12 protein-coding genes are annotated in these 17224 nt (G+C 65.2%); 6 read left to right on the top strand and 6 right to left on the bottom strand.

Translation table 11 applies throughout. From position 1 onward, the window contains the following. Positions 1 to 9: 9 nt before the first annotated feature. From WC729_RS26535 to WC729_RS26515, 5 genes are all read right to left on the bottom strand, one after another. Positions 10 to 1473: an efflux transporter outer membrane subunit gene (locus WC729_RS26535; protein WP_372857566.1), complete on the bottom strand. Its 1464-nt coding sequence runs from the start codon at positions 1471 to 1473 to the stop codon at positions 10 to 12. After that, complete coding sequence (locus tag WC729_RS26530; protein ID WP_372857565.1) at positions 1466 to 2629, bottom strand: efflux RND transporter periplasmic adaptor subunit; 1164 nt, start codon at positions 2627 to 2629, stop codon at positions 1466 to 1468. Before WC729_RS26530 ends, WC729_RS26535 begins: the two co-directional genes overlap by 8 nt. After that, on the bottom strand, positions 2622 to 5849 hold the full coding sequence (locus WC729_RS26525) for an efflux RND transporter permease subunit (RefSeq protein WP_372857563.1): 3228 nt from the start codon (positions 5847 to 5849) through the stop codon (positions 2622 to 2624). The genes WC729_RS26530 and WC729_RS26525 overlap by 8 nt, the downstream gene beginning before the upstream one ends. Before the next feature lie 127 nt (positions 5850 to 5976). Then, entirely contained in the window at positions 5977 to 7344 is a 1368-nt protein-coding gene (locus tag WC729_RS26520; protein WP_372857561.1) for a sensor histidine kinase, read from the bottom strand. Then, positions 7334 to 8011 carry a response regulator transcription factor gene (locus tag WC729_RS26515; protein WP_372857560.1) on the bottom strand — a complete coding sequence of 226 codons (678 nt, stop codon included), beginning with the start codon at positions 8009 to 8011 and terminating at the stop codon, positions 7334 to 7336. Before WC729_RS26515 ends, WC729_RS26520 begins: the two co-directional genes overlap by 11 nt. A gap of 1037 nt (positions 8012 to 9048) precedes the next feature. On the opposite strand from WC729_RS26515, the gene lgt reads away from it, so the two are divergent. The 6 genes from lgt (at position 9049) to WC729_RS26485 (ending at position 14916) form a co-directional block, all read left to right on the top strand. Next, on the top strand, positions 9049 to 9909 hold the full coding sequence (gene lgt / locus WC729_RS26510; RefSeq protein ID WP_372857558.1) for a prolipoprotein diacylglyceryl transferase: 861 nt from the start codon (positions 9049 to 9051) through the stop codon (positions 9907 to 9909). Positions 9910 to 10217: 308 nt separating this feature from the next. After that, positions 10218 to 10511: a hypothetical protein gene (locus tag WC729_RS26505; protein ID WP_372857557.1), complete on the top strand. Its 294-nt coding sequence runs from the start codon at positions 10218 to 10220 to the stop codon at positions 10509 to 10511. Between the two features lie 289 nt (positions 10512 to 10800). Continuing rightward, complete coding sequence (locus tag WC729_RS26500; RefSeq protein WP_372857555.1) at positions 10801 to 12543, top strand: chloride channel protein; 1743 nt, start codon at positions 10801 to 10803, stop codon at positions 12541 to 12543. Positions 12544 to 12592: 49 nt separating this feature from the next. Then, positions 12593 to 13741, top strand: coding sequence for a S1C family serine protease (locus tag WC729_RS26495; protein ID WP_372857553.1), 1149 nt, complete (start codon positions 12593 to 12595; stop codon positions 13739 to 13741). A 243-nt stretch (positions 13742 to 13984) separates the two neighbouring features. Then, entirely contained in the window at positions 13985 to 14527 is a 543-nt protein-coding gene (locus WC729_RS26490) for a hypothetical protein (RefSeq protein WP_372857552.1), read from the top strand. Between the two features lie 47 nt (positions 14528 to 14574). Further along, the gene (locus WC729_RS26485) at positions 14575 to 14916 is read left to right on the top strand and encodes a hypothetical protein (RefSeq protein WP_372857550.1); all 342 of its coding nucleotides are present in this window, start codon (positions 14575 to 14577) and stop codon (positions 14914 to 14916) included. Between the two features lie 744 nt (positions 14917 to 15660). Here the strand turns inward: WC729_RS26485 and WC729_RS26480 are convergent. Next, positions 15661 to 16989, bottom strand: a complete 1329-nt coding sequence (locus WC729_RS26480) for a chloride channel protein (RefSeq protein WP_372857549.1) — start codon at positions 16987 to 16989, stop codon at positions 15661 to 15663. Between the last annotated feature and the right edge of the window lie 235 nt (positions 16990 to 17224).

Here is a 17224-nt window from a genome sequence, read left to right as displayed (position 1 = left end):
CATCGCTGCTCAAGAGTGCGACCTGCGTTCCGGGCCAGCCGTTTGAGCGCTTAACGCCGGCGCAGCATAGCGCCAGCCGCCTCCTGTCGCGCGCGCAAGCCGGACGCTGGCCTGTAGTTTACGTGTTGTCAGATCGATCAGGGTCCGGCGAATGCGCAGTGCAGTGGCCTGCGCCGTGACGACGTCGAGATAGGTAACCGCGCCCTTTACATAGCGGTTGAGAGACAATGCCTCGACCTGTCCTGCCTGGGATTCCGCCTGTTGCTCGGCTGCCGCCTCGTCGCCGACGAGATGGAGTTGTGAAAGGCTGTCCTCGACATCCTGAAAGGCTTTCAGGACATTGCCGCGATAGGCTGCGGTCGCCTGGTCCCAATTGGCTCGGGCGAGCGCCACCTGGGCTCGGCGCCGGCCACCGTCGAACAGACTGAGCACCGCGCTCGGCCCCACCGACCAGAACAGATTGGGAGCGCTGGCCAGCCCGGCCAGGCCGGTGTTCTGGAAGCCGCCTTGCCCGCCCAGCGAGATCGACGGGAAGAACGCGGCGCGTGCAACGCCGATCTCGGCATTGGCGGCCATCATCCGGCGCTCCGCCGCGGCGACGTCGGGGCGCCGCTCGAGCAGCGTCGATGGCAGGCCGGCCGGGATCGCCGGCATCGCCGGCCCGGTCGTGGCGGAAGCGATAGTGAAGCTCGATGCGGGTACGCCGACAAGACTCGCGATGGCATGTTCGATCAGCGCGCGCCCGGCCATGACGTCGCTCAATTGTGCCCTCGCCTCTGCCAGTTGAGCACCTGAGCGCCCGGTATCGACGCCTGAAGCAATGCCGCCGCGAAAGCGGCGCTGGGTCAGCGCATCGGCCTGCGCATAATCGTCGACGGTATTGCGGAGCAGCGCGATCTGTTGGTCAGCGCCACGCAACCCGATATAGTCGCTGGCGAGTTCACCCCCGAGGCTGAGCTTGATCGCGGCGACATCGTCGGCGCTCGCCTCGGCCTCGGCGCGACCGGCAGCCACCTGGTTGCGGACGCGCCCCCACAGATCGAGCTCATAGTCGATCGCGCCGCTGATCGTATCGGCAGCATAGAGATCGGGCTGTCCAGAACCTCGGAGCGGACGATTATCGGATTGACGGTTGTCGGTGAGCTGGGTGGCGATCGCGACGCTTGGCAGAAGGTCGGACCGTGCCCGGGCAAGATAGGCGCGGGCCGCATCGTAACGACCGACCGCGCCGGCAAGCGTCGGATTGGCATCAGCCAGCTGCTGCTCCAGCCGGTCGAGGGTCGGATCATGGAACAAGGTCCACCAAGCCTCGGGCGGCGCGATGTTGGCGGGGCTCGCGGGCAACCACGGCCCGGTTTCCTTGAACCCAAGGGGCGCCGCGATGACCGGCGGACGATAGGCAGGCGCCATCGAGCAACCGCTGAGCGCAGCAAGTAGCGTCAGGGCAGCGGCCCGCCACGGACGGTCAGACATGGTTTGCCTTCCCGACCCTCACCAGCTCGCCATCGGCGAGAGAATCGGGCGGATTGTCCACCACCTTCGCACCTGGCACGAGCCCGGCGCTGATCTCGACTGTCGCGCCGAGGTCACGCCCTACTTTCACCGATAGCAGCTTGATATGCGCGTCGGGCCCGACCAGCGCGACCTGCGTGCCCTTGGCGCGGAAGATCAGCGCACTCGACGGGATCTGCGGGGCGACGGCGCTGCCCGGCACATCGAAGCGGACCTGGGCAAAACCGCCAGGCTTCAGCAGGCCACCCGGGTTGTCGGCGACGAGCTGAACAAGCATGGTGCCGCTTTGCGGGCTGATCGCGTTGGCCTCGCCAACCAGACGTGCCCGGAACAAGCGCCCCGGATACTCCGGAACCGCCAGCGTCGCGGTGAGGCCAGGCTTCATCCCCGCAGAATAGGCCTGAGGCACCGGTACATAGATTCGCAGGCGATTTATATTCGCGATCGCGAACAGCGGCTGTTGACTGGTCGCGCCGGGCCCCACGAGATCGCCGATATCGGCGGCGCGTGTCGTCACGACGCCTGCGAAGGGCGCGCGCACCGTGGCGAAGCTCTTCTGCGCGAGCAGCCGGCCCAGATCGGCGGCCGCGCCCTGAACCGCAGCATGCTTCACCGCGAGGTCGCCATTCTTCTCGGCTGCCTCCTGCTTCGAAACCGAATTGGTGGTCAGCAGGTCGTTCCAGCGCGCCGCCGTGTCGCGGGCCAGTGCCTCGGCGGCGCGGGCACTCGCGAGGCCCGCCCGTGCCTGGACGATCTGTTCATCGAGCTCCGGCGTATCGATCGAACCGAGTGGCGCGTCGGCCGGCACGACCGCGCCGATATCACGGTACCAGGCCTTCACATAACCGGGGACGCGGGCGTAAATCTTGGCTGCGTCCCAGGCTTCCATCGTCCCCGGCAGGCTGATCGCGTCGCCCGCGCCGCCGCCAGCGACCGGGACGAGGTGAACCGTCGGGATCGCTCCCGCGTCCGAGACATGCTGCGCCTCATGGCTTTCCTCCGCACGGGTCACGGCGCCGAGCGCAACGACCGCGATGGCGACGACGACGGCGCCAATACCGACTGCCTTCAGTCCCTTCGGCGCGGTCGCTGCCTCGATTGGATCGGGATCAGACATGAACCAAGGCTCCATCAATTTCGGTGTCTACAGGATAGGGGGCGGCCCGGCGTACCTTGCGGTGCGCGATGCCGAACAGCACCGGCACGAACACCAGAGTCGCGATCGTCGCGCAGATCAGGCCGCCGATCACGGCGCGACCGAGCGGCGCGTTCTGCTCGCCGCCTTCGCCGAGCCCGAGCGCCATCGGAGCCATGCCGATGATCATCGCGAGCGCGGTCATCAGGACGGGGCGGAAGCGGGTCGCGCCGGCCTCGGCTGCGGCGCGTAGCGCGTCGCCGGTCGCGGCCAGCCGCTCGCGGGCGAACGTCACCACCAGCACGCTGTTGGCGGTGGCAACGCCCATGCACATGATCGCACCGGTCAGTGCCGGCACCGAGAGTGGCGTATGGGTGGCGAACAGCATCCAGACGATACCGGCAAGTGCCGCAGGCAGGGCCGAGATGATCACGACGGGATCGATCCACGACTGGAAGTTGACCACGATCAGGAGATAGATCAGCGCGATAGCGCCGAGCAGGCCCAGCAGCAGGCCGATGAACGCGGTGTTCATCGTCTCGACCTGGCCACGCAGGGTGACCGAGGCCCCCTTCGGCAGATCCTTCGCCGTGTCGTCGAGGACATGCTGGATATCGGCCGCGACCGTCCCGAGATCGCGCCCCTGGGTGGTCGCATAGACGTCGAAGGACGGCTGGACCGCATAGTGTGTCACCACCGCCGCCGACGGCTCGCGACGAAAGGTGCCGAGCGCGCCGAGCAGCTGGTAGGAATCCGGCTTTGCCCCCGTCACAGGCACATTCTGCATCTGCGACATCGAATCGACCCGATATTGCGGCGCCTGCACGACGATCGGATAGGACACACCGTTTTTCGGATTGAGCCAGAAGGCCGGTGCGACCTGGAAGCTGCCGGCGAGATTGACGGCGAGGCTCTTCGTTACGTCATTCTCGGTGATCCCGACGCGGTCGGCACGGCTGCGGTCGACCGCGAAGCCAAGCTCCGGATAGTCATTGGCCTGCTGGAGCCGGACATCGGCAATGCCGGCGATGTGCTGCATCCGGACGACCAGGTCATGGGCATAGGCCTCGTTGGCCTTGATGTCCGGGCCAGTGACCATCACGTCGACTGGTGCCGGCGACCCGAAATTCAGGATCTGGCTGATGATGTCGGCGGGCAGGAACGAAAAGGTCGAGCCCGGGAAGGCGTCGGGCAATTTCCGGCGCAAGGTCTTCAGATAGCCCGCAGTCGGCGCGTGATCCTTGTTCAGCGTGATCAATATGTCGCCGTCCTGCGGGCCGACTCCGCCTGTGTTCGAATAGGCGCGATTGATGCCGCTCACCGGCAGGCCGATATTGTCGACGATCGAGGCGAGCTGGTCGCGCGGGATCGCCGCGCGGATACTGTCCTCGATATGATCGAACAGGGCGGCGGTCTCCTCGATCCGCGTGCCGACGGGGGCGCGGACGTGGAGATTGATCTGCCCCGCGTCGACCGTCGGGAAGAAGTTGCGGCCCAGCATCGGGATCAGCGCGAACGATAGCAGCACGACGGCGAGGAATGCGGGCACGAATTCCCTGCGCTGCGCGATCGCGAAGCCGAGCAACGCGACATAATAGTCCCGCACCCGTTCGAATCGCCGCTCAAACCCGCGCTGGAAACGCCGGAACGGGTTGCGGGTGCTGGGACGCCCCGCACCGGCATCGTGCGACAGCATCACAGCGGCCGTGTGGGTGCTCGCATGGTCGCGCAGCAGGTAATTGCCCATCGTCGGCACCAGGGTGCGTGACAGGACGAACGAGGCGATCATAGCGAACACCACCGCCTTGGCCATGGGCGCGAACAGGAAGCCGGCGATGCCGGGCAGAAAGAACATCGGCACGAAGGCGATGCAGATGCACAGCAGCGAGACGAAGGCGGGCTGGACGATCTGCTCAGCGCCGTCAAGGATCGCCCGGTTGACTGTCTTGCCCTGTTCCAGATGCCAGTTGATGTTCTCGATCGTCACCGTTGCGTCGTCGACCAGAATGCCGACCGCGAGGGCGAGCCCGCCAAGCGTCATGATGTTGAGGGTCTCGCCCGAGATGGCCAGCGCGGCGACCGCCGCCAGGATGGCCAGCGGGATCGACGCAGCGATGATCACAGTCGAGCGCCATGAGCCCAGGAATAGCAGGATCATCAGCGAGGTGAGCGCGGCCGCGATCACCCCTTCGCGGACCACCCCGGACACCGCTGCCTTGACGAACAGCGATTGGTCGGCGAGCGCCGCAACATTGAGGCTGGCGGGCAGGGTCTCCTTGAGCTTCGGGAGCAACGCCTTGACCTGATCGACGATCGCAATGGTCGAGGCAGAGCCGCTTTTGAGCACGGTCATCAGCACCGCACGGCCGCCATCGACGCGTACGACGTTGCGCTGCGGTGGCGAGCCGTCGCGGACATGCGCCACGTCGCGCATGAAGACCGTGCCGCCATCGACCGTCCTGATCGGGAGATCATTGAGCTGGTCGATCACCTCCGGGCTGTTGTTGAGGCGGATGTTATATTCGAACTGGCCGATCTTGGTCGTGCCGGCCGGGACAATCTGGTTCTGCGCGGCCAGCGCCGCACCGACATCGCTCGCTGACAGATGCCTCGCTTGCAGCGCTTCGGGATCGAGATCGATCTGGATCTGGCGTTCCTTGCCGCCATAGGGCGACGGGATCGCGGCGCCCTGCACCGAGGCGAGCGACGGCCTGATGAAGTTCTGGCCGAGATCGAAGATCTTCTGCTCCGACAGAGCCTTCGACGACAGGGCGAGCTGCAGGATCGGGACGGTCGAGGCATTGTAGTTGAGGATCAGGGGCGGGGTGATGCCTGGCGGCATCTGCTTGAGCACGGTCTGCGAAACCGAGGTAACCTGCGCGGTCGCGGTGCGGATATCGACGCCCGGGCGGAAGAAAATCTTGACGATGCCGACGCCTGACAGCGACTGGCTCTCAATATGGTCAATATCGTTGACCGAGGTGGATAGCTGGCGCTCGTAATAATAGATGACCCGCCCGGCCATGTCCTGAGGGGGCAGGCCGCGATAGGTCCAGACAGCCGCGATCACCGGAATCTTGATGTCGGGGAAGATGTCGGTCGCCGTGTCGAACCACGCGATCGTCCCGCCAATCAGGATGAGGATCGCCAGCACGACAAAGGTATAGGGTTTGCTGAGCGCAAGCTTGACGAGCTGGAGCATTTGGCACCGTTGGTTGGATCAGGGTGCCAATGGCGGCCGTGGCAGGACGGTTCGGGGGAGTGCTGCGGCGCACCATTGGCGCGCACCCAATTGATCGATTTGGCGGCCGCGCCAAGTTAAATGAAATTCACCTGGCCGGCGGCGACGCCTGGGCGAGGGGGATGCGCAACCGCGCGATCAGACCCGGGTCGCCGTCGAGCAGTTCGAGCGTGAAACCGTGCAGATGGAGTATCGCGGCGACGAGACTGAGGCCGAGGCCGGTGCCCGGATACCCCGCCGCCTTCGCGCCGCGATGAAAACGGCGCAGGACGGCTTCGCGCTCGTCGCCGGGGATGCCCTGGCCATCATCGCGCACGTCTAACGAAAGCCCATCGCGATCACGAGCGGTGACGATCGCGACGCGTCCGCTGCCGAACTTGATCGCATTGTCGATGAGGTTGCTGATCGCTTCGAACAATAGGTGTCGGTCGCACATGATCGGCGGCAGCGGCGCCGCGGCAAGCGACAGCGCGATGTGGCGCTCCTCAGCCAGTGGTTCATACAGCGCGATGACGTCCGTCAGCAGCCGCGCGAGATCGGTCGACGCGAAGGCCGCGCGCCGCGCACCCGCTTCGATCTCGGAAATGCGCAACAGCGCCGCGAATCGGTCCAATACAAGTTCGAGGTCGCCGTCCGTGTTGCCGAGCAGGTCGGCCAGTGCAGGAGCCGTTTCCGGCAGATGCCGCGCACGGTGGAGCTGGGCGCGTACCCTGGTGAGCGGTGATCGCAGATCATGGGCGATCGCGTCGGTTACGCCCTTCACCTGTTCCATCAGCCGCGCGACATCGGCCACCATCACGTTCACGGTCAGCGCAAACTGGTCGAGCTCGTCGTGCCTGCCCGCGATCGGCACACGCACGTCGAGCCGGCCGGAGGCGATAGCACGCGAGGCTCGCTGAAGGTCGCGGACGCGCCGCAGCGGTTCTCGGCTGAGCGCCAACGCTGCGAGCGCCATCCCGACCGTGGTCAACAAGCCGCTGGATATGAGAATGATCAGGAGACGCTCACGCAAATCGTGGATCTGGCTGATGTCGCGGCCGATCAGGATCGTCTCACCGGCCGATGTGACTTCGGCGAGCACGCGCAAGGGTCCATGCGTGGAGTTGGCGGCGACATCGAGCGGCCTGTGGGGGGTGACATGATCCACCCTCGTCAGATTGCCGGCGATGCGCTCCCCGTCGCGCGCGAACAACGCGCCATAGTTCAGATCGCTGTCGCCGGTGGTGATATCGGAACGGATGCGCGCGGGCAGCGCGGTCGCCGGCACCGAGAGCCACTGCGCCGCCTCATCGCGCAGGATGCGGTCGCTCCGCGCGGTCAGTTCGCGCGCCGTCAGGCCATAGATCAGGCCGAGTTGCAGGACGATGCCGATCAGAAACAGCGTCCCGAGGATGACGGTCAACCGGAAGGGGCTGGTGCGGCGAATGTCGTGGAAACGCAGCCGATCAGATAGCATCGAGCCTATAGCCCTCGCCTTTGACCGTGGTGATCGGAGAGGCGCGGCCGGGCCGGTCGAGTTTGCTGCGCAGCCGCGCGATATGGACGTTGATGAGATTCGCGCTGGGGTCGAAATAATAGCCCCAGACCTGCTCGAAGATGATCCGGCGGCTCATCACCTGGCCGGCATGGCGCGCGAGGAACTCCAGCAGGCGGAACTCCATATGCAACAGCTTCACCACTTCGCCGTCGATCGACACCTGGCGATGGATCAGGTCGAGGCGCAGCGCACCGAGCGTCAGCATCGTCTCGCGACCGGATGAAGCCGCGCGCCGCAGCAAGACCTCGACGCGGGTCGCCATCTCACCGGGGGCGAACGGCTTGACGAGATAGTCGTCGCCGCCCGCCCGCAGCCCCGCGATGCGCTCGTCGACATCGCTCAGTGCGCTGATCATCAGCACCGGCGCGGCGACTCTTCGTTCCCGCAACCTGGCGACGATGTTCAGGCCGTCGAGCCCGGGCAGCATCCGGTCGAGCGTGATGGCGTCGAAATGCTCCTGCGTTGCGCGCTCGAGCGCCTCGTCGCCGTCATGGCTCTCAATTACCGTGTGGCCGAGCGCTGCGAGTTCGGCGGCGATTTCCGTGGCGGTCGTCCTGTCGTCTTCAATGACCAGAATGCGTGCCATGCTAGTAGGATAATCAGAAGGTCTTCCGGCAACAATGCCCTATGTCGGTTCCGCCCCGGGGCGCTCGTGCCACCTGCAACGCCCCTGAGCTCCATTCTCCCATATTATCATGTTATCTCAATTATATATGCCTATTCTCTCGATCGCCAGCCAACTCTTCCGCAGGTTCGGGCTTGCCACCCCGCTACCTGCCGGAGAGGTTCGATCGATCCCTGATCCGTTCACGACCGATCGCGCACGTCGTCCATCAACTGCCGGCTTGTCGGGAACGCGATGGACGGGCGAGGGGAACATCGGTTTGGTTAGTGCTGATATCGGGCATGAAATCATCAGCTTCGTTCCGCTTCCGGGCACGTGGGCCGCAGGCAGCGACGGTAGCCTGGTGGAGGCGTGCAAGACGGCGCGTACACCTCGGTCTCATCAATGCGGTGGGCCGACCTGGATAAAAGGTCAGAGTCTCTTCAACCGGCACAACAATGCACGGTAAGTAAGGCGGGAACTTGACTCTGACACGGTACGGCGCCCCCTAATGCAGGTTGGGTGGCGGCGCCGGTCGCTCACAACGTGATCCGGTCGATCGGGCCCATGCTGGGCATCTATCCGGATCTGGATCGCGACATCGATCTGACCTCCATAATGCCTCTCGTCGCTGGCAAGGCCGCCGAATGACCCGGCACGCCGGCGCTCGAACGGGTCACCCGCGGTCGAAGGGCAATCCACGAATCAGATCCGGTGGGATGCGGCCGCATCGATAATCGGCCGGCCGGGAGCGGGTCCGTGATCTCGTGAGGTCGGGCGCGGGACCATATTCGACATCAGATCAAAGGGCTGGCCTGACGGTTTGCCGGACGCAGACGCCGACAATGCGCTAAAAAAATGCCCGCTTGAGTCGTGAGGTCTCAGGAGCGGGCACGGAAGCCCGGAGAGGCGTAGAGCGTCAGGCACCCCCAGCGACATGGCCGCGTCCATGGCGGCGATCGGGAGAGAGAAGCAAGCTTGGTTTCGAGGGCACGAACGGCTAGCGGATCAAGCAAACCATGGTTCTGGAATCAATAATGCCGTTGCCGGGCAACCATTTGAACTTCGCCGATTTGCACCTGAATCCGATCGCGCTCTCGATCGGCCCTCTGGATATCCGATGGTATTCGCTGGCCTATATCGCAGGAATCGTCATCGGATGGTGGTATATGCTCAAGCTGCTCGCGCAGCCGGAAGCCCCGATGGAGCGGCGGCAAGCGGACGATCTCATCTTCTACGCCACCATTGGGGTCATCCTGGGCGGCCGGATGGGGTACGCGATCTTCTACGCTCCGGAGATGCTGGTCCACCCCCTGCAGTTGCTCAGCCTCTGGGACGGCGGCATGTCGTTTCACGGCGGGGCGCTGGGCGTCTCGCTTGGCATCATCCTTTTTGCCCGTAGATACGGGCTCAGCTGGCTCCGCCTTCATGACTATGTCGCCTGCTGTGTACCGTTCGGATTGTTTTTCGGGCGCCTTGCCAATTTCGTGAACGGCGAGCTGTGGGGCAAACCGGCGGACCTGGCATGGGCGATCGTCTTTCCCAGGTCCGGGGACGGCCTGGCCCGCCACCCGAGTCAGTTGTACGAAGCCGGTCTGGAGGGCATCGCCCTGTTCGCATTGCTCGCTTTCCTCTTCTGGGGAACGGATGCCCGACGTCGCCCCGGACTTCTGGTCGGAGCATTCCTGATCGGCTACGGGATCGCGCGATTCACCGTGGAGTTCTTTCGCGAGCCGGATGCGCAGCTGGTCGAATTCGCGGCGCGCACCGGCTTGCACATGGGGCAGTGGCTGACCGTGCCGATGATGCTGGGCGGTGTATGGCTGGTGGCAACGGCCCGAAATCGAAGAGCGGATTCGGGCGTCGTCAAGTCAAGGTGAATATCGCGTGGCTCGGCCGTGTCGGTGTCGGGCGGCTCCCTCTCGATCCGGCGTGCGCACGCGCCGAGTCGGCAACGGCTTCCGGAGCGGACCGCAGACATTCCCGCACCCAGCTCGCGGCGCATGGCCCATCCGTCGTGGCGACGCGCTTGCGTCATGCTCCACCGACTCCGTTCGGCGCACGAGTGGTCGCAAACCGTTGAGATCGCGCGCTTGCGGATGTACAGCGGCGTAGGGTCGACGGCAGGTCCGCATTCCCGGGAGGAATTGCGCTGCGTACTTGAGGCTGTCACACCGGAGGGACAGCTATGGATACAAGAAAAGGCAAGGAGGTCCACGACCTCGTCAGCTTTGTGGGCCTGCGCGCTCATGCAACCGCGGTCGGTCTGATTCAGCTTTCGGTGGAACTCGCCCGCGCGGGTGTGATTCAGGAGGATGCGATCACCCGCATCAAGGAAGCAATATTCGATGACCTGGCGTTGGGGCGGCCGGGGTCGCTGTCGAAGGAAGAATTCGAGCGCTCCACGCGGCTTCGGCTTGACCGGCTGTTCGCCGGGGAAGAAAAACTCGGTCCCGGCGAGGTCGCGGCGCCCGGTTCATAGCTGTCCCGCCCTTCAGGTTGGGGGCACCCTGATCCGGCACGGCGCACCAGCGGCCGTAGCGCCGCATTGTCGTACCCGTCGAACGCTGGGTGACAAGATGCTACGGTTCCTCGTCGGGAGTCCGGCACGCATGCTCGTTCTGTGCCGGGTGCCGCCAGGACGGCGACTGGCGACTTGGCCGCAGCAGCAGGATCCAGGCTAGGCCGCGAACGCCCGGGCGAGGGCAATGCTGACGGGTGGACGCACCCTCCAGCCGGGACTAGGGCATTGGAGACGGTCCGCGAGAACCATGAAAAAGTCCAGCACCCTTCTGTTTTTGGCCAACCAGCGACGTCGACTGCGGTCGAGCGAGACAGCGCTCATTGGCGTGTCGGTCATGGTCGGCCTGTGGGCCGGAGTGATGACGCTCATCCTTGCCGGCACGGCCCATCTTCTGCAGAATATCCTCTACGGGGTCGGCATCGATCGCCTGAGTGCCCTGTCCTCGGTCCCGGCCTACCGCTTGCTCGCATTGCCTGCCGGCGGGGCTTTGCTTGCCGCTCTTGGCTATTTTGTGCGCGCCAGGACACGGGCACCGGTTGACGTAGTCGAGGCGAACGCTCTTCATGGCGGCACCATCCCGATGAAGGACAGCCTCCTGGTCTCTGCCCAGACGCTGATCTCCAATGGAGCGGGCGCCTCGGTCGGCCTCGAAGCCGCCTATGCCCAGATGGGCGGCGGTCTCGCCTCGGTCATGGGCCAATGGTTGCGGCTCCGCCGCAACGACCTGCGCATCCTTGTCGGTGCCGGCGCGGGCGCCGCCGTCGGTGCCGCATTCGGCGCCCCCCTGACCGGCGCTTTCTACGCCTTCGAGGTCGTCATCGGCGCCTACACGCCGGCCGCGATCGCACCGGTCGTGGCTGCCTGCCTGACCGCCGCCGTCACGGTCCGGGCCTCGGGGATGCCGGCCTATCTGATCGCATTGCCGAGCGCCCATGCAATCACCACGCTGGACTATTTTCTCTACGCCGCGCTTGGGCTGCTGTGCGCGGTTCTCGGTATCGGGCTGATGCGGGCGGTGACCCGCATCGAACTGCTGGTGCGCCAGTCGCCGATACCCGATCTCTATCGGCCAGTGCTTGGCGGCTTCCTCCTGATCCCGATTGCCTGGCTGTCGCCGCAGGCGCTGTCGGCCGGGCATGGCGCGCTCCATCTGGACCTGACCGAGCAGGTAACACTCGGCTTTCTGGTCGCCGTCTTCCTGCTCAAAATGACCGCGTCGGCGGTTTCTCTGGGGTTTGGCTTCCGCGGCGGGCTGTTCTTCGCCTCGCTGTTCCTCGGATCTCTTGCCGGGCAGATCTATGCAGCGCTGATCGGCCTGGTGCCGGGCGCCCCCGCGATCGATCCGACCGATGCCGCGCTCGTGGGCATGGCGGCGATGGCGGTCTCGGTCGTTGGCGGGCCGATGACGATGTCACTGCTGGTGCTCGAGGCGACCCATGATTTTGCACTGACCGGAACCGCCATCACCGCAGCCCTGTGCGCGAGCGCCCTGGTTCGGGAAAGGTTCGGCTTCTCCTTCTCGACCTGGCGGCTCCACACGCGTGGCGAAACGATCCGGAGCGCCCGCGACATCGGCTGGGTCAAGACGCTCACCGCCGGCAGGATGATGCGTCGGGAGCCGCCCACGGCCGAGGAGTCGATCAGCATTGCCGAGTTCCGCCGCCGGTTTCCGCTGGGCTCGGTGAGCCGGGTGGTCCTGACCGACCCTGACGGCGCATATGCCGGACTGGTGCAGACACCAGCCGCCTATACGATTACCGATGATCTCGACGCCCCCGTGCGGACCCTGGCGATCCTGGTCGAGAGCGCGCTGCGGCCGGAGCAGGATGTCGCGCAGGTCATGGCCATGTTCGAAGCGCTTGAAGCGGATGACCTCGCCGTGCTCGATCAGTCCAACAGAGTCCTCGGGACCGTCAGCGAGAAATATGTACGGCGGCGCTATTCCGGCGAAATCGAAAAGGCGCTGAAAGACCTGTACGGGGAGGGTTGAAAACTGCCGCCGGAGATGGTTCGTCGTCCTGAGGCGCCTTGATGGCCCGATGTTCCAAGGACATGACATTGCGCGCATCTGTGACAAAGATCCCAGCACCGTGAGGCTGGACCGCTCCTCTGTCGCCCCGCTTGCCATCGGGACACTGGTTGCCCTGATCTTGTTGGCCGGCGGTTCGCTGATTGGCGCCACGATCTGGCCGCGGGTGGTCAAGGTCGAGCAACGCGTGGTCGCGCCGGCGATGAACGCAGCCGGGTTCACCCCAGCGATCGAGAACCTCGCGGACATGATCGGACAACGCTGCCCTGCGATCGTCGCCATTCGGCAAGATGCCCAGCCCACGGGCACGGGTACAAAAGCCGCGCTGCCATTGGAGCGAGGGCCGCAGGTGGCGCACCAGACGATGCCCGCCACCCTCGCAGGCTTCCTGGTTTCCGCCGACGGCTATCTCGTCACGGACAGCGATGGTCTTGCAGACCAGGATGACATTCATGTCCTCCTCAATGACGGGCGTGTGCTTGATGCGGCACGGGTGGGCTCGGACCCGATTTCGGGCCTTGCGCTGCTCAGGGTCGAGGCAACCGGTCTGCCCTTTCTCAGATTCTCGACTTCGAATTTCCCGCGTGTCGGCGAGTGGGCGGTCGCGCTTGCCTCGCCCAATGGCAGCGGGTGCGCGGCCGCCCTTGCCACGATCAGCACGGATTCGCTGGCGGAGCACGCCGATCTGCGCACCTATGTCAGGGTCAGGCCGGTACTCGAGCCGGCGCTGGCGGGCGCCGCGCTCCTCAACCTGAACGGTGACGTCGTCGGGATTGTCGGCCTTGGCGGGCAGGCCGACGATCCGGACCTGGCGAGTTCGGTGCTCACCGCAGCCACGGCGGGCCGGATCGTGTCCGGGCTCCTGCGAAACACCCAGCCAACTAATAACCGGTTTGGCATCGTCGCCGACGACCTCTTGCCGGCGCTTGCGAGCCGCCTCGGCGTCGACGGCCAGCGCGGCGCGGTAGTGTCGCTCATCGAAAAGGGCTCGCCAGCCGACAAGGGCGGCCTTCATGCCGGCGACCTGATCCTTGGAGTGTCCGGCGCCCCGATATCGGGGGCCTCGGAGCTGGCGCGGGCGCTGGATACGTCGGAAGACGCGCTCTCGCTTGATGTCGTGCGCGCGTCGAAGCGACTGACGATCTCGCTCGGGTCGTGACGTCGCTGGACAACGAATTTTTGCCGACTCTAACAGGTCTGCGGATGGCGGGGCGAAGGTATGGCAATGTTCGCACCACTTGGAACAACGGAGTCGAGACCAGGATCAGCTCTGAAGAGCGACGGTTTAGCGTGGCAGGTAGTTTGCCTCGTCCCGCCGCTGCGGATGCACGCCACGGCGCGTATGCGGCGATCAACCCGGGCCTGTGCTTTAGGGTCGAAACCTGCTTAACGGAGGATCGATATGCAGCTGAAGACAAGCCTTTTCGTGGTTGCGATGCTCCTTTGCGGCAGCAGTGCGATTGCCCAGTCAACGGCAAGCGCGCCACCCGCGGCACCGGCGCCCGAACTCAAGCCCGGGACCGTAATATTCGATCCCGCGGGGGCTGAGGTTGGGACAATTGAGTCGCTCGCTGGAGAGGCAGTTGTCGTGTCGACCGGGACCAACAAGGTTACGCTGTCGGCCAAGTCTTTCGGCAACAGTCCGAAGGGGCCGGTACTCGGCATGACAAAGACCCAGCTGGACAGTGCTGCGACTCAGGCTGCGGCTGAGACCGCAACGGCGCTAAAGTCAAAACTCGTGCCGGGTGCGGTGGTTCATGGTGTGGGCGGCACCAACGTGGTTGGTACGGTAAAGGAGGCGGCCGACACGACCGTGGACGTTACCACGGCGAGAGGCGATGTGCGCCTTCCTATCGGCGCCTTCAGCCTGAGTGCTGCCGGCGCGATCATTATCGGCATGTCCTCGGCGGATTTCGATGCTGCCGTGGCGGCCGCCCGGAAGTAGCGTGATCCTCTATTGGCGGTGATGAGACGGGAGCAATCCGGTATGCTTTGGCCGGCGTGGAAAACCGGTCGCCGGTCGATGCGTCCGGTTCAGACGGTCGCGACCTGCTCGCCGGACAAAGCACTTGCCGCCGGAATGCAGATCCGGCGCGGCGACGGCGCGTGGTCCTGCGCTGGAACTACGATCCGGCGGGGCGCAGAGTCGCAGTGATGGATGCCGACAAAGGGACGGTGGAGCGGGCGTTCGAACTCGCCCGTGACGGATCGTGCCAGTCGGTGGAAGACATTCGACGTAGCTTGGCGAATGAAGGATATGAAGGCGTGCGCGCGCATCTGGCCGGCGCTGCGATCAGCAGACAGCTGAAGGACCTGCTTCACGCCAAGGATTAGAGCTGACGTCGACGGGCTACGCGAGGGCGCCACGATCCTCGCGTCGCGATGTGGTGGGGTAGCGGGCTTGCGCTTGCTTACGGTCATGTCCTGCTCTTGCGGGCCGGCCCCCTTTTCAGGCAAGCCTCCCGCTCTGTGTGCGCTGGTGACTGCCCGCGTCCGCGATGGTCGACGATATCGCCAGGCTTATCTTGCCGTCGCCGGAGCCGGTCTGTGACAACTGCCTCTGCGTGCGCCCGGATCGTTCCCTCCGCCGGATCATCGGCTCGCACCGCTGTGAGCGCCGAGAGGCGAGTAGCGTGTGCGGCGTGACCAAGGTCCTTGTTGGGCGCTGTCGATGGGGAGCGAGCGACCTGTGGAGGTGAGACGCCGCGCTTCGCCATTGCATTCGAGAGGCTTTTGCCTGGCCGGCGATATCCAGCGATAGCAGCTCTGACGGAACGTTGGTCGGCCTGAGGTAAAGTCTCCATCCTGCAGGGCGGGGACCCTGTATGGTCGTCCGGAACGAGGACCGGTCTCTTTAACCCCGGTGTACCCGCGATGGCTTCGATCAATAACAGCGGCTGTACGGTGAGCCTGCATCGGTCCCGCTTGTCGCACGGGCATGGCGCACCTGATGCGGGGTGGAGTTCGCCGGCGCATTGGCCATCAGTTGCGTTCAAACCAGGTCGGGTCCCCTGAGAATGCGCTGACCTTCTGCTGATCGAAACCAAATTGACGACGGCCCCAAGAGAAGAATCTTTCTCAGCAGTTCGGATCGGCGCGGTGTGGCGCATCGTCCCGATCGAGAGCAGCACGCCAGGGTTTGGCGAGGCCGTGATACAAGCGTTCTTTGCACACCAGCGCCGACACCGCATGCGCGATCAGCGCTGCAAGGAAGAGCGGAAGGATAAGTCCACGGCTGGCGGTCGCCTCGACGATGATGATCACTGCCGTAAGGGGCGCGCGCACGACCCCCGTGAAATAGGCGACCATGCCGAGCAGCACGACCGCGCCGCCCGGATCACCCGGGAACATCGGCCGCAACACCGCTCCGAGCCCGGCGCCAGTCGCGAGCGAGGGTGCGAAGATGCCGCCCGGCATGCCCGAGGACGCGGTCGCAAGCGTTGTGGCAAACTTGGCTGGCCCGAACCAGTAGGGCGCGTTGGTGCCGTCGATAATCGCGCGGGCCGCCCCATAGCCAGTGCCCCATGTAAGACCGGTCAGAATACCCGTGGCCGCCACGACGACACCGCAGGCCAGCGCCCAGATGACGGGCCGCTCACTCAGCCAAGGCAGCCAGCGGTCGCGCGCCGCGCCCATGCCGAGCATGGCGCGGGCGAAGAGACCGCCAGTGAGGCCGCCGAGCACGCCGGCCACGGGTGCCACGCGAAGCACTGCGCCTGCCTTCATCGTTTCGCCCACGGCACCGAAATAGACATAGTCGCCGGCCAGACCGAGGCTCACCATGCCAGCGATTAGGATCGTGGTCATGACCAACAGCGCGACGCGCTGCTCATAGGCGTCGGCCAATTCCTCGATGGCGAATGTCACGCCGGCGAGCGGCGTGTTGAACGCAGCTGCGACGCCCGCCGCGCCCCCAGCGATGACCATGGAGGCGCGCAGTGGCGCCCGCAGAATTCGGTGATGGAAGCTCAGGATCGCCGCCGAGATCTGGACCGTCGGACCTTCGCGGCCGACCGACGCACCGCACAACAGGGCGGCGATGGTGAACGCGCATTTGAGCAAAGCCGCCCTCAGCGAGATCAGGACCTGGCCGGCCCGTCCCGGATTCTGCGCGGCGGCGATCACCTGCGGGATGCCGGAGCCCGCCGCTTCGGGCGCGATCCTCCGGGTCAGCCAGGCAATCGTGGCAAAGCCGAGTGGTGTCGCGATCAGCGGGAACCACTGCCAGGTCAGGATCAGATGTGCGAACAGGTCGCTCGCCCGGTCAGCGAGACGCGCGAAGAGCAACGCGACGAGACCAATCGAGACTGCTCCGGAGCCCATCGCGATCCGGCGGCGCCAGACGGCCGAGGCGGGTCCATGGCGTCGCAGCAGGACGCGCCACCGCCTGTTGAATGACAGCTTCATAATGGGCCGGGCCTAGCGCGGGGTGTAGGCTGGCGCCAGCATTTGCCGTCTCCGCATCCCTTGGATGGCAGTTGGCGTCGCCCATCGGGTGTGATCCAGACCAGGCTCTTAGAAAGCCCTCATGCCGGCCAGCGCAGAATTTGGTGAGTTCGTCAAAATCAAGCGGTCGCACCCCCGGGCCTTCCCCAGCCTGGCTCCCTCGGTCGCTGTCGCCCCTCGATATCCGCAATCCATC

This window comes from Sphingomonas sp., from assembly GCF_041661825.1.
GTDB lineage: Bacteria > Pseudomonadota > Alphaproteobacteria > Sphingomonadales > Sphingomonadaceae > Sphingomonas.
This window is presented reverse-complemented; position numbering and strand designations above follow the sequence as displayed.

Coding starts and splice junctions, on each gene's coding strand:
- lgt (WP_372857558.1), top strand. CDS start 9,049: ATGGTTCTGGAATCAATAATGCCGTTGCCGGGCAACCATTTGAACTTC.
- WC729_RS26515 (WP_372857560.1), bottom strand. CDS start 8,011: ATGGCACGCATTCTGGTCATTGAAGACGACAGGACGACCGCCACGGAA.
- WC729_RS26530 (WP_372857565.1), bottom strand. CDS start 2,629: ATGTCTGATCCCGATCCAATCGAGGCAGCGACCGCGCCGAAGGGACTG.
- WC729_RS26535 (WP_372857566.1), bottom strand. CDS start 1,473: ATGTCTGACCGTCCGTGGCGGGCCGCTGCCCTGACGCTACTTGCTGCG.
- WC729_RS26500 (WP_372857555.1), top strand. CDS start 10,801: ATGAAAAAGTCCAGCACCCTTCTGTTTTTGGCCAACCAGCGACGTCGA.
- WC729_RS26505 (WP_372857557.1), top strand. CDS start 10,218: ATGGATACAAGAAAAGGCAAGGAGGTCCACGACCTCGTCAGCTTTGTG.
- WC729_RS26490 (WP_372857552.1), top strand. CDS start 13,985: ATGCAGCTGAAGACAAGCCTTTTCGTGGTTGCGATGCTCCTTTGCGGC.
- WC729_RS26525 (WP_372857563.1), bottom strand. CDS start 5,849: ATGCTCCAGCTCGTCAAGCTTGCGCTCAGCAAACCCTATACCTTTGTC.
- WC729_RS26495 (WP_372857553.1), top strand. CDS start 12,593: ATGTTCCAAGGACATGACATTGCGCGCATCTGTGACAAAGATCCCAGC.
- WC729_RS26480 (WP_372857549.1), bottom strand. CDS start 16,989: ATGAAGCTGTCATTCAACAGGCGGTGGCGCGTCCTGCTGCGACGCCAT.
- WC729_RS26520 (WP_372857561.1), bottom strand. CDS start 7,344: ATGCTATCTGATCGGCTGCGTTTCCACGACATTCGCCGCACCAGCCCC.